Source organism: Kribbella ginsengisoli, assembly GCF_039537185.1.
GTDB classification, from domain to species: Bacteria; Actinomycetota; Actinomycetes; order Propionibacteriales; family Kribbellaceae; genus Kribbella; species Kribbella koreensis.
Genome location: NZ_BAABAA010000001.1, coordinates 505,885 through 528,086, shown reverse-complemented (window position 1 = coordinate 528,086; position 22,202 = coordinate 505,885). Strand labels below are relative to the sequence as shown.

Here is a 22,202-nt window from a genome sequence, read left to right as displayed (position 1 = left end):
CACATGAGTCAAGACTTCAAACAGTTTTGTACAAAGCATCACCTAACGATAGATTTGCGGTCTGTCATTAGCCTGCGAGGAGGCCTCGATGTTCGTGATCGCTCACCTCAGTGATCCCCATCTGGATGGAACGGTTGTCGCACGCGATCGCCTGCGCAGTGTCGTGAACTACCTGCGCGCGTTCTCGCGTCCCGTCGACGTGGTGCTGGTGACCGGCGATCTCGCCGACCACGGGCTTCCGGCGGAGTACGCCGATGTCGCAGCCGAGTTGGCGCTCGACGTACCGGTGCTGATGCTGCCGGGCAACCACGATGTGAGCGCGCCGTTGCGAGCCGGGCTGCCGGTCGAGTCGCCTGGTGAGGGGCATCCGGTTCATCAGGTGCAGGACGTCGGCACGGCCCGTTTCGTGCTGCTCGACACGTCGGTGCCGGGTGAGGACCACGGGTTGCTCAGCGCGGAATCACTCGAGTGGCTGGCGGGAGTACTGGCCGAGCCTGTCGACGGACCGTTGTTCGTCGCCTTCCATCACCCGCCGAACAAGCTCCAGCACCCGGTACTTGACCAGTGGATCCTCCAGGACGCCGAGCCGTTCGCCGCCGTACTCCGCGGCAAGCCGATCACCGCGATCCTCACCGGCCACGTCCACAACGGCGTCTCGACCACCTTCGCCGGCCACCCGTTGCTGGTTGCCCCCGGCATCAGATCGACCGCCCCACTCCCCTTCGAGCCGGCCGCGGCCAACGGTCTGGTCGACGTCGAGGCCCCACCCGGCCTGGCGCTCCACCTCGTGGCCGACGGTCAACCTCTGGTCACCGTCTACCGAGCCATAACCTCAAGCTGACGTCGAGACCAGGCCGTCCCACGACCACCGCGGGACGGTCAGGTCTTGCGGCACCGCGTCCTTGGACCCGTGATACCGCGCCATGCTGACGTTCGTCGCCCACGCGAAGTACTCGTAGAGCACCGACCGGACCGGGTCGGTGAGACCGACATCGGTCAACGCCTGGTCGAAGCAGGCGATCGCCAGCCGATCCATCTCTTCGTGCGGTCCGTTGCCACTGTGCATCCAGACGACGGCGCTCTCGGTGCCGTAGGAACTGGTGAACGCGGGTGGACCGCCAAGCGCCTCCACCCAATAGGCAGCGAGCCGCTCGGTGTGCTGCGGATGAAAGCCATGACTGAACGCGTGACTGACAACCTCGTCAGCCATCACCCGCTCGTGCCACGCCGCAGCCAGCCGGAGCAGACCGTCATCACCACCAGCGGCTTCATACACAGTCTCCATGCCCAGAGACTGGCACCGCCGCACGCCGGCGGCAAGGCTGCCGCCCTGGGCGACCTGACCGCCGGCGACGAGGCGCCGAGCAACGCGAAGGCCCCGGACCAGTGGTCCGGGGCCTTCGTCAGAGCGAGAATCAGAAGTTGATCATGTGGCCTTCGAGGCCGTGGAAGGCCTCTTGCAGCGCCTCGCTCAGGGTCGGGTGGGCGTGCACGTTGCGGGCCAGTTCCTTGGTGGTCAGGTCCCACTTCTGGGCCAGGGTCAGCTCCGGGAGGAGCTCGGTGACCTCGGGGCCGATCAGGTGAGCGCCGAGCAGTTCGCCGTACTTCGCGTCGGCGATCACCTTGACGAAACCGTTCGGGTCGCCGAGGCCGTGCGCCTTGCCGTTGGCCGTGAAGGGGAACTTCGCGACCTTGACGTCGAAGCCCTCCAGCCGGGCCTGCTCCTCGGTCCAGCCGAAGCTGGCGATCTGCGGCTGGCAGAAGGTCGCCCGCGGGATCATCACGTAGTCGAGCTCCATCGTCTCGACCCCGGCGATGGTCTCGGCCGCGATCACGGCCTGCGCCTCGGCGGCGTGGGCCAGCATCAGCTTCGCGTTCACGTCGCCGATGGCGAAGATGTTCGGCACGTTGGTCCGCAGGAATCCGTCGACGCCGATCGCGCCGCGCTCGGTCAGCGCGACCCCGATCTTGTCCAGGCCGTAGCCGTCGACGCGCGGCTGGAAGCCGATCGCCTGCAGCACCTTGTCGGCCTCGAGCGTCTGCTGCGCGCCGTCCTTGCCGGTGACGGTCACCTTCACCTTGTCGCCGGAGTCGTCGATCGAGTCGACCCGGGTGCCGGTGAGCACGTCGACACCGAGCTTCTTGTACGCCTTCGCGAGCTCCTTGGAGACCTCGATGTCCTCCAGCGGGACCATCCGGTCGAGGAACTCGACGATCGTCACCTTCACGCCGTAGTTGGCCAGCACGTAGGCGAACTCGACGCCGATCGCGCCGGCGCCGGCGATCACGATGCTGCCCGGCAGCTCCTCGGTGAGGATCTGCTCCTCGTACGTGACGACCCGGTCGCTCAGCTGGGTGCCCGGCAGCAGCTTGGTGGTGGCGCCGGTGGCGATGATGCAGTTGTCGAAGGTGACCGTCTCGGAGTTGCCGTCGTTCAGCGCGACGTCCAGGGTGTTGGCGTCGACGAACGAGCCCCATCCGTCGAACTCGGTGATGTTGTTCTTCTTCATCAGGAAGTGCACGCCCTTGACGCGGCCGTCGGCCACCTTGCGGCTGCGCTGCACGGCCGTCGGGAAGTCGAAGCTGACCTCGCCGCTGATGCCGAAGGTCTTCGCCTCCTTGCGGAAGATGTGCGCCAGCTCGGCGTTGCGCAGCAGCGCCTTGGACGGGATGCAGCCCACGTTCAGGCAGACACCGCCCCAGTACTTCTTCTCGATGATGGCGGTTTTGAGCCCGAGCTGGGCGGCGCGGATCGCCGCGACATACCCACCCGGTCCGGCGCCGAGGACAACAACGTCAAAGTGCGAGGCCATGACTGAAATCCTAGTCGCTGGCACCAGCCGATCCCGCCTCGGGCCGGGCCGGGATGCCACGGCGTGACGACGGTCACCATCGGGCAGCGTGTCCTGCCTCATCGTCACGGACGGTGACCTGGGGTTCCGTCAGGACCGTCGGACGCCTACGCTGGGGCACGCACGGGGGATGTCCTCCTTCCGTGCGCGCGTGAGGCGCCCTGTGGCAGGGATACGGAAAACGAGGACTGGGGGCTCGATGCTGGGCAACGGCCGGAGACTGCGGCTCGCCGCACTCGGCGCGGTGATGGCCGTGGTGGCGCTGCCGACGTATGCCGCGTTCGCCGACCAGACCCCGCCTCCCCCGGCCTCCGTGACGGATGTGAACCGGTCGCTGGAGCAGCTGCAGGCCGAGGCCGCCGAGATCCAGCTGGACGTCGCCAAGGCCACCGTCGCCTACACGAACGCGCTGAAGACCGCGCAGACCGCCGAGGCCGCGGCCAAGAAGGCAGAGGCCTTCGCCAACAACACCAAGAACAAGTCGCAGGACGAGCGCCGCCGCCTCGGCCTGCTGACCGCCCAGGCATACCAGCTCGGCATCCCGACGGTCCTGGGCACCGAGTCGATGCTCTGGTCGCTCGCACCGGTCGCGGAGAATCTGCAGGAGATCGCCGACCGCCAGACCGCCATCCGGCAACTCGGCAGCACCCAGGTCGCGCAGTACAACGCAGCCACAGCAGCAGAGTCCACAGCCGGTACTGCGGCCGCTGACGCGGCAGCCAAGCGTGCCGTGGCCGACCAGGCCAACAAGAAGGCCACCGAGCTCGGCAAGACCGTCCGCGAGAAGGCAGCCAGCGCAGCGATGGCCATGGAAGGCCAACTCGCCGACCTGGCCGGCGCGACCGAGCTGTCCAAGCAGCTGCAGGCCACTCGCAACCAGCAGGCACTCGCCAACTGGCAGACGTACCTGGCCGAGTTGACCGCCGCCAAGGTCAAGGCGCCGACCGCTGCCAGCATCAGGAGCCCGTTCGACCTTCCGAACGGCCTGCTGCAGTACAAGGTCGCCAAGGCGCCGGTGCCCGGCGTCGCGGCTGTAGTGAGCAGTGGACGCCCGCTGCGGGTGCTGTCGGCCGAGACGATCCGCGCGGTCAACCAGGCCTTCTCACTGATGGGCAAGCCGTACGGAGTCGGCGGGACCGGCCCGGACAAGTACGGATGTCTCGGCGCGGCCCGAGCCGCCTGGCAGCCGTACACGACCCTCGCCGGGCTCGCGACCAGCGTCTACGCGAACTACCAGAAGGTGCCGGCCAGCCAGATCCAGCCCGGCGACATCCTGCTGATGGGCAGCCGGTCCGTCGGCCTCTTCCACGTCGGTATCGCCCTCGACAACGCCGAGATGATCGCCGCCGACGAGGCCAAGGGCTCGGTAGCCGTCAGCTCGATCCCCGACAGCATGTACGCCGCGCTGCGGCCGACTCTCGGCAAGCCGCTGAAGGCTCAGGTCGCCCCGGCCACCACGCCGGCCGCAGCGACCTTCCGCTGCGGCAACACGGCCACCACGGTCGACGTCGGCACCGGCGGCTGGACCTGGCCGCTCGCAGAGGGCACGTACGAGATCGGGACGCCGTTCGGTCAGGCGGGCGCGCTGTGGTCCAGTGGCTTCCACACCGGTCAGGACTTCGTGGCGCCGGTCGGGACGAACGTCCGGGCGGTCACCGCAGGTACCGTCCGGATCGAGCACCCGGCCTGGGCCGGCAACCTGGTTCGCATCGATCACGGCAACGGGCTCGAGACGCTCTACGCGCACCTGAGTCGCATCGACGTCGCTGACGGCACACACGTGACCGCCGGACAGCAGATCGGTGCCGTTGGCACCGAAGGCAACTCGACCGGGCCGCACCTGCACTTCGAAGTGCGGCTCGGTGGAGACGCGGTGAACCCGATGCCGTTCCTCGCCACCGGCGGCACGAGCACCGGCTGGGGCGGCTACAGCAACGGCCTGATCCCGCAGTCGCAGCTCTGCGGCCTCGGCGGTGGGCACATGCTCCGCTGCGACGCCGCAGCGGCGTACCAGCAACTGTCCAGCGCGTTCCGGCAGGCGTTCGGCAAGAACCTCTGCATCACCGACTCCTACCGCTCCTACTCGGCCCAGGTCGACCTGTACGGCCGCAAGCCGTCGCTGGCCGCCCTGCCCGGCACGTCCAACCACGGCTGGGGCGTAGCCGTGGACCTCTGCGGCGGCATCGACAAGTTCGGCACGGCGCAGTACGAGTGGATGAGCGCCCACGCCTCCGGGTACGGCTGGGTCCACCCGGACTGGGCGCGACAGGGCGGTAACCGCGAAGAGCCCTGGCACTGGGAGTTCGGCAAACCACGCAGTGCGTAGTCGTCTCCTCCCTTGGCTCCGCAAACACCGCTGGTCGACTGCTGCCTGCTCCGTACTGCTCGTGGCGATCCTCGGAGTCGTGGCAACGCCGTACCTGTCTGCCTTCGCCACAGCCGACGGTTGGCAGGGCTACGGCAACGGCAAGATGCCGGCCGACAAGCTCTGCCGCGTCGCGCCCGGACAGAAGCTGCGGTGCGACGCGGCAGCGGCGTACGGGGAGCTGGCTGCGGCCTACCAAGCTGACTTCCACAAGGAGTTGTGCATCACCGACTCCTATCGGCCGTACCGCGCGCAGGTCGACCTGCTGCGCCGCAAGCCGACGCTGGCTGCCTTTCCTGGTACGTCGAACCACGGCTGGGGGCTGGCCGTCGACCTGTGTGACGGCATCAACGACTTCGGGACTCCGCAGTACAGGTGGATGAGCGTGCATGCGGCGGCCTACGGATGGGTGCACCCGGGGTGGGCGCGCGAAGGGGGCTCGCGGCAAGAGCCGTGGCATTGGGAATTCGCCGGGGATTCGCTCCGGTGAGCACGTAGGCTGGGGGTGTGGCCGAGCAGACCAGTCCCGACCGCACGGACGACAACATCACGCTGGACGCCCAGGATGACCGGTGGGAGTGGCGGCGGAAGATCCGTGCGAACCCGCGCAAGCTCCTGATCTACCGGATCGGGATCGGGGTGCTGGGCGGGATTCTGATCATCGCGGCGCCGTTGACCGGATGGTTGCCGGGGCCGGGCGGGATTCCGTTGTTCATCGCGGGTCTGGCGGTGCTGGCCAGTGAGTTCGAGTGGGCGCAGCGGCTGCTCTACCGGGTCAAGGACTGGGTCAAGGCGCTCACCACCTGGACCGGCAAGCAGCCGGCCTGGCTCAAGGCGCTCGGCACGGTCGCGCTGTTCGTCTGCGTACTGGTCGCGATCTGGCTCTACCTGGCGGTGCTCGGCGTACCGGGCTGGCTGCCGGACTCGTGGGAGTCGTTCCTGCACAAGCTGCCGCTGCTCGAGTAGCACGCTTGCCTTCACATCAGTGTGAGGGTTTGAGAATGGCGGCATGACCCGCCCGAAGTCGCCTGCCGCCACCTTGGCCGTGCTGTCGGTCGCCCAGTTCCTGATCGCGCTCGACTACTCGATCATCTACATCGCGCTGCCGAGCATCGCGACCGAGCTGAGCCTCGAGCCGGCGCTCGCCCAGTGGGTGATCAGCGCGTACGCCGTCCTGTTCGCCGGCTTCCTCGTCGTCGGCGGCCGGCTCACGGACCGGCTCGGCGCCAAGCGGCTGTTCGTCGCGGCGATCATCGGCTTCGGACTGGCCAGCGCGGTCGGCGGCATCGCCCAGGACGGCACAGTGCTGCTAGCGGCCCGCGGTGCTCAGGGCCTCTTCGCAGCACTCCTCCAACCGGCGGTCATCGGCTTGATCGGTACTACGTTCGCCGCCGGCCCGGCCCGTAGTCGAGCATTGGCCGTCTGGGGCTCGGTCGGCGCGTCAGGTCTGGCCGCCGGGGCAATCCTCGGAGGCGTCCTCACCAGCGCATCCTGGCGACTCACCTTCCTGGTGAACGTCCCGCTCACCCTGCTGGCAGCTCTCGGCGCCGTCATCTGGATCCACACTCCATCGAGTCGCATAGCGTCCCGCGTCCCACTGATCGCCTCCGCTCTCGGCACTGCGACAGTGCTGGCGCTGGTGATCGGCCTGACGCTCGGCACCGCCCACCCGACGGCTGCAGCGGTCAGCCTTGTCCTTGCGGTCGCCCTGTTCGCCACCTTCGTCCGCAATGAGAGCAGGTCTCGCAACGCCCTCATCGAGCGAGCACTGCGGAACACCAAGTCCCTGAAGGCCGGGGCAGCGGCCACTGCTCTCTACATGGCCAGCGTTGGCTCCGAGTTCTATGTGTTGACGCTGCTGCTGCAATCCCAGAAGGCCTACACGCCGCTCCAAGCAGGCCTGGCGTTCCTGCCTCTCGCTGTGCTCGTCACAATCGGCAACACCGCGGCCGAGCGGTCCGTACGCCGCTACGGCCCGGCCGTGGTCCTCGCAGCAGGCTTCACCATCGCCGCCGCCGGTCTGCTCTGGCTAGCCGTCGCCCTAGAAGGCTCGTACGCCGGAAGCCTGCTACCCGGCCTACTGCTCAGCGGCTTCGGCCACGGCATCATCTACACCTGCATGTTCATCATCGGCACCCACGACGTACGGCAGGAACAACAAGGGACCGCAGGCGCGCTGCTGACGACCTCGCAGTACCTCGCGGGAGCACTGACGATCGCCGTGCTGACACTGGTCCTCACGGACTCCCCCGGCCCGACAGAGTTCCGCACAGCCTTCCTGCTGACCACCGCGGCCGCGGCAGCAGGCGCCCTACTGGCGCTGCGCCGCTACCTCGTAGTCGCGGATGACGAAGTCGCTACTGACCTTCTCCCCGACCCGCAGCATCTGATTGAGCAGGAACGGTGTCCCAAGTAGCCGGTTGCGGGCAGCGATGCCGAAGCGAGTCTTGGGCGCCAGGAACTTCCCCGTCCGGCCACCACCGCTCTGGCAGGCCCGGACCGGCTTGCGCAGTTGGCTCTCGTACGCAGCGAAGGCCGCTGCATACGAACCACCGGCCGCCTCCAACTCACCAGCGAGCACATAAGCCGCGACGATCGCGGTACCGGTCCCCATGCCGCCCACTGTCGCGCCGTAGCCGGCGTCTCCGACCAGCGCGACCCGGCCATCCGACCAGCGGTCCACGTCCACCCGGCTGATCGAGTCGAAGTACAGGTCGGTGCAATCGTCCAGCCCGTCGAGCAGCGCCGGCACCTTCCAGCCGATCCCGGCGTAGGTGGAGCGCAGAATGTCCTTCTGCTGTTGGGGATTCCGGCGATCGTAGGTCAGCTCAGGTGAGGCGAAGACGAACATCGTGCCCGCCTTGGCCGGGTCCCGGTGGTCCATCCCGACACTCGCCAGCCGTCCCGGCACGTTGTACATCAACCCGTCCCGCTCGATCCCGAACGAGTTCGGCAGATCCCACCCGGCGATGTAGTAGCCGCCATGCGTCACCAGGCCGCCGCCGAACACCAGCCGCCGCACGACGGAGTACATCCCGTCAGCCCCGAACACCAGGTCGTACGTCGACGTCGCACCGCTCTCGAACGTCACGTCCACCCCGCCACCGTGCTGCTCCAGCGACGCGATCGAGTCACCGAACCTGTACTCCGCCGCAGAGCGACTGCGCTCGTACAGCACGTGCGTCAGGTCGGACCGAAGCACCTCCAACTCTCCCCCGGCGAACTCCGGCGGCAGCCGCAGCAACTGCCGGTCGGCAGAGTCGACGAACCGCATCGCCGTGCCACCCGTCTGCCGGGCGCGCAGATCCTCCAGGACCCCCATCCGCTCGAGCACGACCTTGTTCGCGCTCCCCCGGAAATCGACGGCATAACCGCCCTGGCGCAACGCCGGCGCCAACTCGACCACCGTCACCTCATGGCCGTACCGCCCGAGCCAGTACGCCAGCGCTGGCCCCGCGACACTCGCCCCCGAGATCAGAACCTTCATCCCGCACCCCTGTTCCTTGAACTGTTTCCGCCGGACACTGTTTCGATAATGTGTATGGTAGACACAGTTCACGAAGCACCACAAGCCGGGAGTCGCCGCGATGATCAACCTGCTCTGGGGGGACCCGCCGCCGCCAACCCGCGGCCCCAAGCCGGCGATGACCGTGGAGGGCATCACCAAGGCGGCGATCGCGATCGCCGACTCCGACGGCCTCGACGCCGTCTCGATGCAACGCGTCGCGGCCGACCTGTCGTTCACGAAGATGGCGCTCTACCGCTACGTCGGCGGCAAGGCCGAGCTGGTCTCCCTGATGACCGACCGCGCGATGGGCCTGCCACCACACCGCCCGCCGCAGCCGTGGCGCCAGGCCCTGATGGACTGGGCCCTCGACCTGTACGCCGGCTTCGCCCGCCACCCCTGGCTGTTGCTCTCCACCGTCGGCCGCCGAGCCCTGGGCCCTAACGAGCTCACCTGGATGGACTTCGGCGTCCGAGCACTCGCCGAGACCGGACTCAGCGGCGGCCAGCAACTCGACGCGCTGATGACGATTGCCGGGCAGGTGCGGACGATCGCGCACCAGACCCTCACCCTGCCGGGCGGCACGATCGGCATCTCCGAGGAGAACATCACCTCGGCGCTCACCGAGATCCTGGCGACGCAGCCCGACCGCTTCCCAGGCCTGACGGCCGCGATGCAGTCGCTGGCGGGCAGCGAGAACCAGGGCCTCGACTTCGGCCTCAACCGGATCCTGGACGGGCTCGAAGTACTGATCAAGCGCGGGTGAAGCGGGCGCGATAGGTGGTCGCGCTCAACCCGTAGTGGGACTTGAAGCGACGGGCGAAGTAGTTCTGGTCCGGCCAGCCGACCGCCTCACCGATCCGGTTGATCGGCTCGTCGGTGTGCAGCAGCCGGTCCGCCGCCAACTCGACGCGGTGGCGGGACAGGTACGCCATCGGCGGCAGCCCTGTCGACGACTTGAACAACCGGACCAGATAGCCGGGCACCAGATGTAGCTCGGCGGCCAGCTCGGTCAGCGTCCAGTGGTGGGCCGGATCGGACTCCATCAGCCGCATCGCCGTCAGTACAGCCGGATGCGCCGGCCTGGTCGAGCCGGCGAGCTCACCGGCCAGGGCGCGAGCCAGGCAGCTCAGGAACAGCGACAGCCGGCCAATGACGTCGCCGCGATGCAGGTCGAGCGGCCGGGCGCGCAGATCCTCCAGATGCTCCAGCTGACTGATGCACTCCTCCATCGGAATCTCATCGAGGTGTCCCGTCAGCACTCCGCGCCGGCGGGCCGAGTTCGGGCCGGTCCAGAGCAGGTAGCCGAGCAGTGCGTCCTCGCGCGTCCAGGCCAGCTCGTGCTGCAGCAGGTCGGCAGAGAAGATGCAGTTGAACAGGTCGAGCCCTTCGCACTTGTCGTACCCGTGCCAGACCCCCGGCCGCAGCAGCAACACATCGCCCGGGCAGAGCTGCTGATAGCCGGCCGGGCTGTGATGCAAACCGGTGCCGCCGGTCACGACGGCCACTTCGAAGAAGCTGTGCGTGTGGACCGCGTGCGCGCCCTCGTGCACGTAGTGGCCCGAGTAGGCGTAGGCGCCGTCGACGAAGTACAGCAGCGTTCCGGCGTTCTCGATCGGCGGACCGGTCATGCTCCAACATACGAGCCGAGGTGCATTTCGTGCTACCTCCGGTGCACTCCGGACTATCGGCTGACCACAGCGCGTCGCAGGATCGATGAAACATCGAATGAATCGTTTCACGCGTTGGGAGCACAATGACCCGTCCTGCTGCCGCACCCGTGTCCATCCGCTTCGAGCACCGCACCGGCACCGGTCCGGTCATCGGCCTCGGTACCGGCTCGCCCCGCCTGTCCTGGCAGGTTCCGTCCGCAGCCGAGAACTACCACCAGGTCGCCTACGAGATAGAGATCGCCGGCGAAGTCCACACCGTCCAGTCCGCAGAGCAGGTGCTGGTCCCCTGGCCCGGTACGCCGCTGTCCTCCCGCCAGAACGCGGCCGTGCGGGTCAGAGTCAGCGACGGCGTCGAATGGAGCGACTGGAGCGAGCCTGCAGTCGTCGAGGCGGGCTTGCTCAGTCCAGACGACTGGACAGCGCGCTTCGTCAGCCCGCGCGAGCTCGGCGCGCATGGCCGACCCGCGCCGATCGTCAGCGGCTCCACCACGCTGCCGGACGGCATAGTCAGTGCGCGCCTCTTCGCCACAGCACACGGCGTCTACCTGCCCTCGCTCAACGGCAGCCGAGTCGGCGACGAGGAGCTGGCGCCTGGCTGGACGGCGTACCAGTACCGGCTGCGCTACCAGTCCTACGACGTCACCGACCTCGTACGACCCGGCGAGAACACCCTGGACTTCCTGCTGGGCAACGGCTGGTACCGCGGCCGCCTCGGCTTCCAGAACCAACAGGCCCTGTACGGCGACCGCCTGGCCGTCCTGGCGCAACTGGAGGTCACCACTGCCGACGGTGAGACCCACGTGTTCGCCACCGATGACACCTGGACCGCCCGCGAGAGCCAAATCCTCGCCGACGACCTGTACGACGGCCAGCGCACCGACTTCACCTACCCGGCGGCCGACCCGACGCCGGTCGACGTACTGCACGCAGACCTCGGCCTGCTGGTCGCTCCCGACGGCCCACCCGTTCGGATCACCGACGTACTTCCGGCCGTCGAGATCACCACCTCACCCACCGGCAAGACGCTCGTCGACTTCGGCCAGAACCTGGTCGGCCGAGTCCGCCTCCGGGTCCGTGGCGGCAACAGCGGCGACGAGGTCGTACTACGCCACGCCGAGGTGCTCGAGAACGACGAACTCGGCGTCCGCCCTCTCCGCACCGCGAAGGCCACCGACACGTACGTGCTCGCCGGCCCCGACGAGCAGACCCTCGAGTCGCCCCTCACCTTCCACGGCTTCCGCTACGCCGAGGTGACCGGCGTCGGCAACCTCGCCAAGGAGGACCTCGAAGCAGTAGTCCTCGGCTCCGACCTGCAACGCACCGGCTGGTTCGAGTCGTCGGACGACCTGCTCAACCGCTTCCACGAGAACGTCGTCTGGGGGATGCGCGGCAACTTCCTCGACGTCCCCACCGACTGCCCACAGCGCGACGAGCGACTCGGCTGGACCGGCGACATCCAGGTCTTCTCCCCCACGGCCTCCTTCCTCTACGACAGCGCCGGCTTCCTCACCAGCTGGCTGGCCGACCTGGCCGCCGAGCAGCACAAGGACGGCTCGGTGCCTTTCGTCATCCCCGACGTACTCCGTGACGCCGGTCCGTCGACCGCTGCTTGGGGTGACGCGGCAACAGTCGTCCCCTGGGTGCTTTACCAGCGCACAGGCGACCGGAGCCTCCTGGTCCGGCAACTGCCGAGCATGCGGGCCTGGGTCGACCGGATGACCGAGCTGGCCGGTGAGGACCTGCTCTGGTCGGGCGGCTTCCAGTTCGGCGACTGGCTGGACCCAACTGCCCCGCCCGAGGACCCGTTCCGCGCCAAGGTCGACCCGGACGTCCTCGCCACCGCACACCTGGCCCGCTCGGCCGAGATCGTCGGATGGGCTGCCGACCTGGCTGGTGACGCCGAAAGCGCCCGCCAATACACCGAGCTCGCAGCGAAGGTCAGGGCGGCGTTTGCGGCGGAGTACACGACTGAGGGCGGGCGGGTGCTCAGCGACTCGACCACGGCGTACGCGATGGCCCTGCAGTGGGCACTGCTGCCTACTGCTGACCAGCGCAAGCGTGCTGGTCAGCGACTGGCCGACCTGGTTCGCATTGCCGGCTTCCGGATCAGTACTGGCTTCGTCGGTACGCCGCTGATGACGGACGCGCTGTCCGACGCGGGCCAGCCTGACCTGGCGTACAGGCTGCTCCTGCAGACCAGCTGCCCGTCGTGGCTTTATGCGGTGACCATGGGCGCCACCACCGTCTGGGAGCGGTACGACAGCATGCTGCCCGACGGGAGCATCAACCCCGGCGAGATGACCTCCTTCAACCACTACGCCCTCGGCGCGGTCGCCGACTGGATGCACCGCCGGGTCGCGGGCCTGGCCGCAGGCTCACCTGGCTATCAACACCTGGCAATCCACCCACTGCCAGCGGCACAGCTCACAAGAGCCGCAGCTCACCACCTCACCCCGTACGGCGAGGCAAGCGTCGAGTGGACCCGCAGCGACGGCCGCTTCCACCTGGTCGTCACCATCCCCGTTGGTGCGACCGCGACGGTCCAGCTACCCGACGGCAGCGCACCCCTCGAAGTACGGCACGGCAAGCACGAATGGACCGTTGCCGACCCGCACTCCGACGTACCGCCACTCGGCTCCGATGCCACCATCCGGCAGCTCATCGACCACGAACCGAGCTGGCAATCGATTGTGAGCACGGCCGTGGAGGCCGGTGTCGCCAACGACGAAGCCCAGCTCGCCGGCCGGCTCGAGCACTACCTCGACGCGCCGGCGACCAAGCTCGTCGATCTTGCTGGCGGCAACTTCTCGCCCGCGGCCGAGGCCGTCCGGGAACGTCTCGACTCCTTGCTCACCCCGCAGTGAACCTCCGGAGGCCATCATGATCCGCTCACGTACGACCGCACTGGCCACCCTGGCCGTGGCCGCGCTGGCGCTGACCGCCTGCAGCGCGGGCAGCCTCGGCTCCAGCGACTCAGGCGGTGGCGGCGACGCCGTCACGCTCAACTTCCTCGTCGACAACGGAGAGCAGACGGTCAAGACGGCCGAGCAGCTCGGCAAGGACTTCACCGCCAAGAACCCCGGCATCACGGTCAAGGTGGAGACCCGTCCGGCCGGCAGCGAGGGTGACAACATCGTCAAGACCCGGCTGTCCACCGGCGACATGACCGATGTCTTCATGTACAACTCGGGCTCGCTGTTCCAGGCGATCGCGCCGCAGAAGAACCTCGTCCCGATGGGCGACCAGCCGTGGGGCGCCGGGCTGGACGACAACTTCAAGAGCACCGTCACCGCCGGCGGGCAGATCTACGGCGCGCCGTACGGCGGCTTCATGGGTGGCGCGATCCTCTACAACAAGCCGGTCTACGCGCGGCTCGGGCTGCAGGTCCCGAAGACCTGGGCGGAGTTCATGGCCAACAACGCCAAGATCAAGGCGGCCGGGATCGCGCCGGTGATCCAGACCTACGGCGAGACGTGGACGTCGCAGCTGTTCGTGCTCGGCGACTTTCACAACGTCGCGGCGGCCGAGCCGGACTTCGCCGACAAGTACACCAAGAACCAGGCGAAGTACGGCACCTCGCCGGCCGCCCGGAAGGGATTCGAGCACCTCCAGCAGGTGCACGACCTCGGCTACGAGAACAAGGACTTCGCCTCGGCCAAGCTGCCGGACGGACTCAAGTTGCTTGCCCAGGGCAAGGGTGCGCACTACCCGATCCTGTCCGCGGTGGTCAGTGACCTGGCCGCTACCTACCCGAACTCGACCAAGGACGTCGGCCTGTTCGCCATCCCCGGTGACGACGCCGCGAAGAACGGCCTGACCGTCTGGGCTCCGGCCGGCGTCTACATCCCGACCAGTACCACGGGCGCCAAGCTCGACGCCGCCAAGAAGTTCCTCGGATTCATCGCCAGCAAGGAAGGCTGCGACTCGCAGGCGAAGGCCGGTGCGGTCACCGGGCCGTTCGCGGTGAAGGACTGCAAGCTGCCGGCCGACGTACCGCAGGTCGTCCAGGACATGCAGCCCTACATCGACAAGGACGGCTCGTCGAGTCTCGCGCTGGAGTTCCTGTCGCCGGTGAAGGGGCCCTCGCTGGAGCAGATCACGGTCGAGGTCGGCTCTGGTATCCGCAAGGCCGCCGCCGGCGCCTCGCTGTACGACGAGGACGTCAAGAAGCAGGCGCTGCAACTCGGCCTGGCGGGCTGGTGAGCCGTGGCCACAACGTCGATCCATACGTCCACCAAGACGCGCACGGCCGTCGCCGGACGCGACCGTGGCCGGCTGCGCAGCCCGTACTCGACCTGGTTCTATCTCCCGGCGGCCGTCGTCTACGGAGTGCTGTTCGCGGTCCCGACGTTCGCGTCGTTCTACTTCAGCCTGACCCGCTGGAGCATCTTCGAGTCGAGGTTCATCGGGTTCGGCAACTTCACCACGTTCTTCCAGGAGCCCGCCCTGGTGAAGGGCTTCACCAACACACTGATCTACGCGGTCGTCACGTCCGGCACGAAGGTGGTCCTCGGGCTGCTGCTGGCGGTCCTGCTCACCTCGCAGATCGTTGCCCGCGGCTACCTGCGGTCGGTCGTGTTCTTCCCGGTGCTGGTCTCCACGATCGGCGTCGGCCTGACCTTCACCGTCTTGATGAACCCCGAGCGCGGGCTGATCAACAGCGGGTTGTCCGTGCTCGGGATCGACGGGCCTGGGTGGCTCACCGACCCGAAGTACGCGCTGTTGTCGGTGGCACTGGTCGATGTGTGGAAGGGCGTCGGGTTGGCGACGCTGATCTACATCGCCGGGATCGTGTCGATTCCGGCGGAGTACCTGGAGGCGGCGAAGGTCGACGGCGCGACCGCCTGGCAGAGCTTCCGGCGGATCATCCTGCCGCTGGCCCGGCCGGCCACCGTGACGGTCATCATCTTGTCGCTGATCGGTGGGTTGCGTTCGTTCGACCTGATCTGGGCGATGACGCGCGGCGGGCCGGGCTTCACCTCGGACGTGATCGCGTCGGTGATCTACAAGCAGTACCAGGCCGGGTTCTACGGCTTGTCGACCGCGGGCAACGTCGTCTTGTTCGTCGTGGTGACGGCGATCGTGCTGCCGTTGTCGCGGTTCCTCAACCGTAAGGAGGTGGAGCTGTGAGCACAGCTGTCGTCAGTGGCCCGAGGCCGCACAAGAACTACCTGCTCAGCGTGGTGGCGATCCTGGTCTCGATCGTCGTCTTCCTGGTGCCGTTCGCCTTCATCGTGCTGACCGCGGTCAAGGACCGCCAGCAGGCCTCGCTGCTGGACTTCTCCTGGCCGCACCAGTTCCATTTCGTCCAGAACTTCGCCGACGTGGTCAAGGCCCGCGACTACATGCTGATCATCGCGTTCATCAACAGCTCGATCCTGACCGTGGCCAGCGTGGCCGGGATGGTCGTGCTGGCCGCGATGGCCGCCTTCGTCCTGCAACGCAGGGCGAGCCGCTGGAACGGCCTGATCAACTTCCTGGTCCTGGCCGGGCTGATCATCCCGCCCGCGGTGGTCCCGACGATCTGGGTCCTGCAGCGGATCGGCCTGTTCCGCACGATGCCCGGGCTGATCCTGGTCGAGATCGCCTTCGGGCTGTCCTTCTGCGTCCTGCTCTTCCGGGCGTTCGTCGCGACCATCCCGCGGGAGCTGGACGAAGCCGCCGTCATCGACGGGGCCGGACCGCTGCGGCTGTTCTTCCAGGTGATCTTCCCGTTGCTGCGCTCCGTCATCGTGACGGTCGTGGTGGTCCAGTCGGTCGTCGTCTTCAACGACTTCGTCAACCCGCTCTACTTCCTGCCCGGGGACAAGAACGCCACCGTCCAGCTGACCCTCTACAACTTCTCCAGCCAGTTCACCACGCAGTACAACCTGCTCTTCATGAACATTCTGTTGATCACCGTTCCACCCCTGGTGATGTTCCTCTTCTTCAACCGCCAGATCGTCGCCGGCATGACGGCCGGCGCGGTGAAAGGCTGATCTAGCATGAGGCCATGGGCTTCTACTCCGAGCGGGTGGTACCCCGGCTGGTCAACCTGACCTGCGGTTCCAAGCTGGCCGAGCCGGTGCGGCAGCGGGTCTGCGAAGGGCTGCACGGCGAGGTCGTCGAGATCGGATTCGGGTCGGGCCTCAACGTGCACCACTACCCCACGACCGTGACGGCGGTGACCGCCGTCGAGCCTTCTGACGTCGCCTGGCGACTCGCCGCGCATCACCTGGACGCGGCCCGGATGCCGGTACGGCGTGCGGGGCTCGACGGCCAACTGCTGCCGTTCGAGGACCAGAGCTTCGACAGCGCGCTGTCCACCTGGACGCTGTGCACCATCCCGGACGCCACCGCGGCGTTGCACGAGATCAGGCGTGTTCTAAAACCAGGAGGCACGTTCCACTTCATCGAGCACGGACTCGCCCCCGACGAGCCGGTACGCCGCTGGCAGCACCGCTTGGAGCCGGTCCAGCGCCGCATGGCCGGCGGTTGCCACCTCACCCGACCGATCGCCGACCTGGTCACCGGCGCCGGGTTCACGATGACCGACCTCGACGTCTTCTACCAGGCCGGCGCACCGAAATTCATCGGCGCCTTCACGCTCGGAAAAGCAAGCTAGAGCATCGGGGGCAACCACTCGGCCAGGCGCTGGTAGTCGTGGAGGCTGTTGTAGGCGTGGGCTGACAAGCGGATGAAGACCCGGGTGTCGAACCCCGTCAGCGTGATCTCCGCCTTCAGCTCGCGGGAGACCTTCTCCTTGAACGCCTCCCCTGCGTCCGGCGAGCGCTCGCCGGGGAAGGGCAGCTCGACCAGGCGCATGGTGGCGGCGGGGTGGGCGACCTCGGCCACCGAGGTGCCGAGCGACTTGGCGAGGATTCGCGCGCCTTCGTCGACGAGGGTGGACAGTTCGGAGCGACGGCGGGGCCACTCGAGGTCCGCCAGGACCCGCAGGGACTCGGGGGCGGCGATCCAGGAGGCGTAGTCGGCGGTGCCCTGCTGGTCGAAGCGTTCGGGGAGGCGTTCGTCGTACTCCGACCAGCTGACGATCAGCGGAAGGGTCGCCGTCCGCCACTGCTCCGCCACCACGAGGCCGGCCGTCGCGCGGGGCGCGGCCGGCCACTTGTGGAAGTTGCCGGTCCAGAAGTCCGCGCCGTCCTCGGCGGGGGCGTCGAGCAGAGCCGGTGCGTGCGCTCCGTCCACGATCGACGCGATGCCCAGCGACCGGCACAACGCGGCGAGTCGCCGGATCGGGAACACCATCGCGGTCGCCGAGCTGATCTGGTCGACGATCAGCGCCGCGGTCCGCTCGTCCAGCACCGCCTCGACGGCCGCCACCACTGCGTCGTCATCGGCTTCCAGAGGCACGTCGACGACGACAATCTCAGCCCGGTTGGCCTTGGCGAAGCGCTCGGCGGCGTACCGGACCGCGCCGTACGCGTGGTTGGTCAGCACGAGCTTGCTGCCGGCGGGGATCGGGATCGTGCTGAGGGCGGCCGTCACGCCGGCGCTGGCGTTGGGGACGAGCGCGAAGCCCGCCGGGTCCGTCTGCAGGAAGGCGGCCAGCTCCAGCCGGCTCGCCGTCAGGCGCTCCGGGACCGAGCGGAACCAGCGCATCGGGTTCGCCTCGGCCTCGGCGCGCAGCAAGGCCAGCAGCTCCTGCGTACGCCGCGGCACGGCGCCGAACGAGCCGTGATTCAGATGCACGTAATCGGGGTCGAGGGTCCACAGGTCGGGGCGGGGGCTGAGTACCGTCACCTGCTGAACGGTACATACTTCTCGGCGTGTATCCCTATCTCGACCACGAGGGGCCGATCGCGATGGCCCACCGCGGCGGCGCCTTGCACCCGGACAACGTCGGCTACGAGAACTCGATGCACGCCTTCGAGCAGGCGGCCGGCCTCGGCTATCAGTACATCGAGACGGACCTGCACGCGACGAGGGACGGAGTCGTGGTCGCCTTTCACGACCACCGGCTCGACCGCGTCACCGACCGCACCGGGGTGATCGCGCAGCTGCCCTGGTCCGAGGTCCGGCAGGCGAAGATCAACGGGCACGAGCCGATCCCGCTGCTGTCCGACGTACTCGAGCACTTCCCCGAGATCCGCTTCAACCTCGACATCAAGGCCGACAACGGCGTCCAGCCCGCCGCCCGGGTACTGCGCGAGCACGACGCGATCGACCGGGTCTGCGTCTCCTCCTTCTCCCAGGCCCGCGTCGACCTGATCCGCCGCGAGCTCGGCGAGCGCCTGGCCACCGGCTTCGGGCAGCGCGAGATCGCCAGGCTCCGCTTCGCGCCGTACCGGATGGTGTCGCGAGGAGCCTGCCTGCAGATCCCCGAGTACTACGGACGCCTGCGCGTCCTCACCCCCGGCCTGCTCCGGCGGGCGCATGCCCTCGGCAAGCAGGTGCACGTGTGGACCGTGGACGACCCGGCCGCGATGCACCGGCTGCTCGACGCCGGCGTCGACGGGCTGATCACCGACCGGACCGACCTGCTGCGCGACGTACTGATCGAGCGGGGTCAATGGGTCAGATCGTGACCCACGTCCGGCATCCCTTCTGCCACACTCCTCCGCATGGGAATTCTCTCGGCCCCGGCGAGTGTCGACAAAAGTGAGTACTGGGGCTTCAGCCTGTACGACTGGGCCAACTCCGGCTACGTCACGACGGTCGGCACGGTGCTCTTCGCGCCGTACCTGACCTCGGTCGCCGAAACGGCCGCCTGCGGCCGGGTCGGCACGACGGACGACCCGTGCACCACGAACCTGCACGTGCTCGGGCTCGGTATCTCGCCCGGCTCGCTCGCGTTCTACGTGGTCACGGTCGCGACGTTGCTCTCGGCGCTGCTGCTGCCGATCGTCGGGGCGATCGCGGACCGGTCGGCACGCAAGAAGATGCTGATGTGCGGCTTCGCGTGGGCCGGTGCGCTGGCCGCCTGCTGCATGGTGTTCGTCGGCGACGGGCGGTGGGCGCTCGGCGCGTTGCTGCTGTTCCTCGGCAACCTGTGTCTCGGGTCGTCGCTGGTGGTCTACGACTCGATCCTGATCGACATCGCCGGGCCGGATGACCGGGATGACGTGTCGTCGCGGGCCTGGGCCTTCGGGTATCTCGGTGGGTTCATCCTGCTGGCGCTCAACCTCGGAGTGGTCACGGCGCATGACGCGTTGGGTCTGGACAAGTCGACGGCGGTTCGGCTGAGTCTGCTGAGCGCGGGGCTTTGGTGGGGGTTGTTCACGTTCATCCCGTACCGCAAGCTCAAGAACAGGCCGCCGGCGAACGTCGTACCGGTCGGTGGCGGGAACCTGATCCGGCAGAGCTTCGGGCAGCTGTTCGCGACGCTGAAGCACGTGCGGACGTATCCGATGACGTTGCTGTTCCTGGTCGCGTATCTGTTCTTCAACGACGGGATCCAGACGGTCATCTCGGTGTCGTCGACGTATGGGGAGAAGCAGCTCGGGTTCGAGACGCAGATCCTGATCATGACGATCCTGCTGGTGCAGTTCATCGCGTTCTTCGGGGCGCTGGCTTTCGGGCGGTTCGCGCGGAAGTACGGGACCAAGCACACGATCATGGGCGGGCTGGTGGTCTGGATGGTGATCGTGATCGCCGGGTTCCTGCTGCCGGCGCATCAGATCGCGCCGTTCCTGGCGATGGGCGCGGCGATCGGGATCGTGCTCGGTGGGACGCAGGCGCTGTCCCGGTCGGCCTTCAGCCAGCTGATCCCGCGGGGACGGGAGGCGGAGTACTTCAGCCTGTACCAGGCGGGCGAGCGCGGTACGTCGTGGCTCGGCACCCTGGTCTTCGGCCTGGTCCACCAGATCACCGGCTCCTACCGTCCCGCGATCGTCGCCCTCGGGCTCTTCTTCGTCGTCGGACTGGTACTGCTCTCCCGCGTCGACATGCGCCGCGGCATCGACCAGGCCGGCAACACCCAGCCGACCGTCCTCGTCTAGCCCCCAGGAACGCGCGGTGCCTCGGTGAGGAAGAAAGGCCCGGCCAGGAAGAGGCGAATGCCTCTGGCCGGATGAGGCCCCGGGACCGACTCTCAGGCCATGCGAAGAATTGCCATGGTCCTGGTGGTGGCGCTTGCCGGAGCTGGGCTCGCGGCCCAGTCCGCGGCGGCGGAGTCCCCGTCCTCTCGAGAAGTCAGCGCGTACGCCGAGGCGCTCTGGTACCCCGCGGACGGTGGGGAGCACTACCTGCACACCTTGGCCGTTCGGACCTCAGCCGGTGTGTCGATCGGCGCCGACGGGTACGCGCGCGAACCCGTCACGTGCGCCGACGGCTCCACGACCGAAGCGTTCACGTACTTCAGTGGCGCGGGGACAGGCCCTGTGACGGTGACAGGGGCCCTGGACCATGCAGTCGTCCGGACGACTCTCGACCTGACGTACGAGACCTTGCTCGGGTGCCCGGAGTCGGTCGGACAGACGGTCGTCGCGCCGGATCAGGCCGTCCTGTTGGTACTCGACCAGGTCGGCGCGCCGCTGCGCGAGCGATCGGCCGCCCGGATCCGCATTCCCGGCGCCCGTAACGACTCCTACATCCAGCGGGTGGACCTCCACAGAGCTGCCGGCACTCTGACGATCGGCTCCGAGACGAGATCGACGACCAGCGCTGGGATCGAGCGCGACCTTACGGTGACACACGGTTCGGTGGAGGCGGCCGGCGTACTGACCACGCCGTCCTTCTTCGCAGACCTGGCGGCGGTGACCCGTACCCGGTCAACCATCCTGCAGGCCCGAGGTGGGCTGCTGGAGCAGGCGACCGGTGATCCGGCTCCGGGCTCGGTGCTGAGCCGGTACGTCGATGTGACGGCCGAGACCGTGGATCGCACCGGTACGACGGTCTACGCGCTGGTGGTGACCGACACGGTGGTGCGTTGCGCGGATGGCGCGCTCGGCGTGGTCACCACGGAGCGGTATGGCTCGGCGACCGGAACGCTGACCGTGGGGCCGCAGTACCGGACCGCGCAGGCGACCGCGACCGTTCCGCTGACCCTCACGACGTTCAACGGATGCGACGACAGTTCGTCGACGGTGGAGCTGGGGGCGGCCCCGGTACGACTCGACCTGATGGGCACGGCTGCTGTGATGACAGCCGTCGACTCGCGAGTGTTCACCTCCCCACCCGACGTCCGCGGGCACGAGCGGACGGTTCTCACCGGCCGCGGATCCGTCCAAGGCACGGTCGGCGTCGGCGACCTGACAGTGACGCCCACTTTCGGCGGAATCGGCCAACGCAAGTTCGCCTCGCAGCAAGTCGGCTAGGTCCTGTGCCGATGGCGTGAAGCATCACGCCAGCGGCACGAAACCCGCAGCGAACCCCCCTTCTTCGCCGGCTGACGCCCTGCGGGTCCCCAGCGGCCGAACAACCCGCCAGCCGACCCATGCCACCACCTCCGGGGACGATTCCGCCGATCCGTCGCCGCACAACAGCATCAACCTCACCGACACACCTGTCGCCCCGCGACGAAGCGCGCCCCCGGACCGCCACGCACGCATAACCCACCCGAACCGCCCCGACAGGCCCGGGGCAAGCTCTTCCCGACCGGGTTAGGTATGCACACCGATCCGGCCATTGCCTCCAGCAACCAATCCCGAGCTCCATCCCGAGGGTTGACCCCCGAACTGGTGGGTTGCCCCACCAGAATCCGGGCAGGCAACCCACCACCTGCGGGGTTAACCCCGCCCAATCCACGCCACCCTCACCGCGCCCCCACCCTCACCGCGAGCGCCCCGGATGGCGATCGTCAGGCGGCGGGTGGCGGTCGGTGGCACCGCACGCGGGGCCGGGCCGTCTCGCCGACGTCGCGCTGGCGG

The 22,202-nt window shown here is 68.1% G+C and carries 19 protein-coding genes; 14 read left to right on the top strand and 5 right to left on the bottom strand.

Annotation, left to right across the window (positions count from 1 at the left end):
- Positions 1-88 precede the first annotated feature (88 nt).
- Entirely contained in the window at positions 89-841 is a 753-nt protein-coding gene (locus ABD768_RS02260) for a metallophosphoesterase (RefSeq protein ID WP_343979419.1), read from the top strand.
- On the opposite strand, the gene ABD768_RS02255 is transcribed toward ABD768_RS02260, so the two are convergent.
- The gene (locus tag ABD768_RS02255; protein ID WP_343979422.1) at positions 833-1,285 is read right to left on the bottom strand and encodes a group II truncated hemoglobin; all 453 of its coding nucleotides are present in this window, start codon (positions 1,283-1,285) and stop codon (positions 833-835) included. The two genes, ABD768_RS02260 and ABD768_RS02255, sit on opposite strands and share 9 nt — an antisense overlap.
- 130 nt (positions 1,286-1,415) lie before the next feature.
- Complete coding sequence (gene lpdA, locus ABD768_RS02250; protein WP_343979425.1) at positions 1,416-2,813, bottom strand: dihydrolipoyl dehydrogenase; 1,398 nt, start codon at positions 2,811-2,813, stop codon at positions 1,416-1,418.
- A gap of 238 nt (positions 2,814-3,051) precedes the next feature.
- On the opposite strand from lpdA, the gene ABD768_RS02245 reads away from it, so the two are divergent.
- The 4 genes from ABD768_RS02245 to ABD768_RS02230 are packed head-to-tail and all read left to right on the top strand — an operon-like array spanning position 3,052 to position 7,633.
- Complete coding sequence (locus ABD768_RS02245; RefSeq protein ID WP_344836724.1) at positions 3,052-5,178, top strand: peptidoglycan DD-metalloendopeptidase family protein; 2,127 nt, start codon at positions 3,052-3,054, stop codon at positions 5,176-5,178.
- The gene (locus ABD768_RS02240) at positions 5,171-5,707 is read left to right on the top strand and encodes a M15 family metallopeptidase (RefSeq protein WP_344836721.1); all 537 of its coding nucleotides are present in this window, start codon (positions 5,171-5,173) and stop codon (positions 5,705-5,707) included. The genes ABD768_RS02245 and ABD768_RS02240 overlap by 8 nt, the downstream gene beginning before the upstream one ends.
- A 17-nt stretch (positions 5,708-5,724) precedes the next feature.
- Positions 5,725-6,183 (top strand): PGPGW domain-containing protein, encoded by a 459-nt coding sequence (locus tag ABD768_RS02235; RefSeq protein WP_344836719.1) that lies wholly within the window; start codon positions 5,725-5,727, stop codon positions 6,181-6,183.
- A 43-nt stretch (positions 6,184-6,226) separates the two neighbouring features.
- Entirely contained in the window at positions 6,227-7,633 is a 1,407-nt protein-coding gene (locus tag ABD768_RS02230) for an MFS transporter (RefSeq protein ID WP_344836716.1), read from the top strand.
- Here the strand turns inward: ABD768_RS02230 and ABD768_RS02225 are convergent.
- On the bottom strand, positions 7,529-8,704 hold the full coding sequence (locus ABD768_RS02225; protein WP_344836713.1) for an FAD-dependent monooxygenase: 1,176 nt from the start codon (positions 8,702-8,704) through the stop codon (positions 7,529-7,531). The genes ABD768_RS02230 and ABD768_RS02225 overlap by 105 nt on opposite strands.
- Before the next feature lie 100 nt (positions 8,705-8,804).
- Between ABD768_RS02225 and ABD768_RS02220 the strand changes: the two genes are divergently transcribed.
- A complete protein-coding gene (locus ABD768_RS02220) occupies positions 8,805-9,488 on the top strand; it encodes a TetR/AcrR family transcriptional regulator (protein WP_344836711.1) in 684 nt (227 codons plus the stop codon).
- Here the strand turns inward: ABD768_RS02220 and ABD768_RS02215 are convergent.
- A complete protein-coding gene (locus ABD768_RS02215) occupies positions 9,475-10,353 on the bottom strand; it encodes a helix-turn-helix transcriptional regulator (RefSeq protein ID WP_343979444.1) in 879 nt (292 codons plus the stop codon). The genes ABD768_RS02220 and ABD768_RS02215 overlap by 14 nt on opposite strands.
- Before the next feature lie 125 nt (positions 10,354-10,478).
- Here ABD768_RS02215 and ABD768_RS02210 point away from each other — a divergent pair, with 125 nt between their 5' ends.
- From ABD768_RS02210 to ABD768_RS02190, 5 genes are read left to right on the top strand one after another with little or no spacing between them, the layout of a single operon-like run.
- Positions 10,479-13,259 carry a family 78 glycoside hydrolase catalytic domain gene (locus tag ABD768_RS02210; RefSeq protein ID WP_344836708.1) on the top strand — a complete coding sequence of 927 codons (2,781 nt, stop codon included), beginning with the start codon at positions 10,479-10,481 and terminating at the stop codon, positions 13,257-13,259.
- Between the two features lie 16 nt (positions 13,260-13,275).
- On the top strand, positions 13,276-14,598 hold the full coding sequence (locus ABD768_RS02205) for an ABC transporter substrate-binding protein (protein ID WP_344836706.1): 1,323 nt from the start codon (positions 13,276-13,278) through the stop codon (positions 14,596-14,598).
- 3 nt (positions 14,599-14,601) lie between these two features.
- On the top strand, positions 14,602-15,525 hold the full coding sequence (locus ABD768_RS02200) for a carbohydrate ABC transporter permease (RefSeq protein ID WP_344836704.1): 924 nt from the start codon (positions 14,602-14,604) through the stop codon (positions 15,523-15,525).
- A complete protein-coding gene (locus ABD768_RS02195; RefSeq protein ID WP_344836702.1) occupies positions 15,522-16,373 on the top strand; it encodes a carbohydrate ABC transporter permease in 852 nt (283 codons plus the stop codon). The genes ABD768_RS02200 and ABD768_RS02195 overlap by 4 nt, the downstream gene beginning before the upstream one ends.
- 14 nt (positions 16,374-16,387) lie before the next feature.
- Positions 16,388-16,999: a class I SAM-dependent methyltransferase gene (locus tag ABD768_RS02190; protein WP_344836699.1), complete on the top strand. Its 612-nt coding sequence runs from the start codon at positions 16,388-16,390 to the stop codon at positions 16,997-16,999.
- Here ABD768_RS02190 and ABD768_RS02185 read toward each other — a convergent pair.
- Positions 16,996-18,135, bottom strand: coding sequence for an aminotransferase class V-fold PLP-dependent enzyme (locus tag ABD768_RS02185; protein WP_344836697.1), 1,140 nt, complete (start codon positions 18,133-18,135; stop codon positions 16,996-16,998). The genes ABD768_RS02190 and ABD768_RS02185 overlap by 4 nt on opposite strands.
- 26 nt (positions 18,136-18,161) lie before the next feature.
- Here ABD768_RS02185 and ABD768_RS02180 point away from each other — a divergent pair, with 26 nt between their 5' ends.
- From ABD768_RS02180 to ABD768_RS02170, 3 genes are all read left to right on the top strand, one after another.
- The gene (locus ABD768_RS02180; protein WP_344836696.1) at positions 18,162-18,920 is read left to right on the top strand and encodes a glycerophosphodiester phosphodiesterase family protein; all 759 of its coding nucleotides are present in this window, start codon (positions 18,162-18,164) and stop codon (positions 18,918-18,920) included.
- Between the two features lie 36 nt (positions 18,921-18,956).
- Positions 18,957-20,333: an MFS transporter gene (locus ABD768_RS02175; RefSeq protein ID WP_344836693.1), complete on the top strand. Its 1,377-nt coding sequence runs from the start codon at positions 18,957-18,959 to the stop codon at positions 20,331-20,333.
- Between the two features lie 99 nt (positions 20,334-20,432).
- Positions 20,433-21,650: a hypothetical protein gene (locus tag ABD768_RS02170; protein ID WP_344836690.1), complete on the top strand. Its 1,218-nt coding sequence runs from the start codon at positions 20,433-20,435 to the stop codon at positions 21,648-21,650.
- The last annotated feature ends 552 nt before the right edge of the window (positions 21,651-22,202 follow it).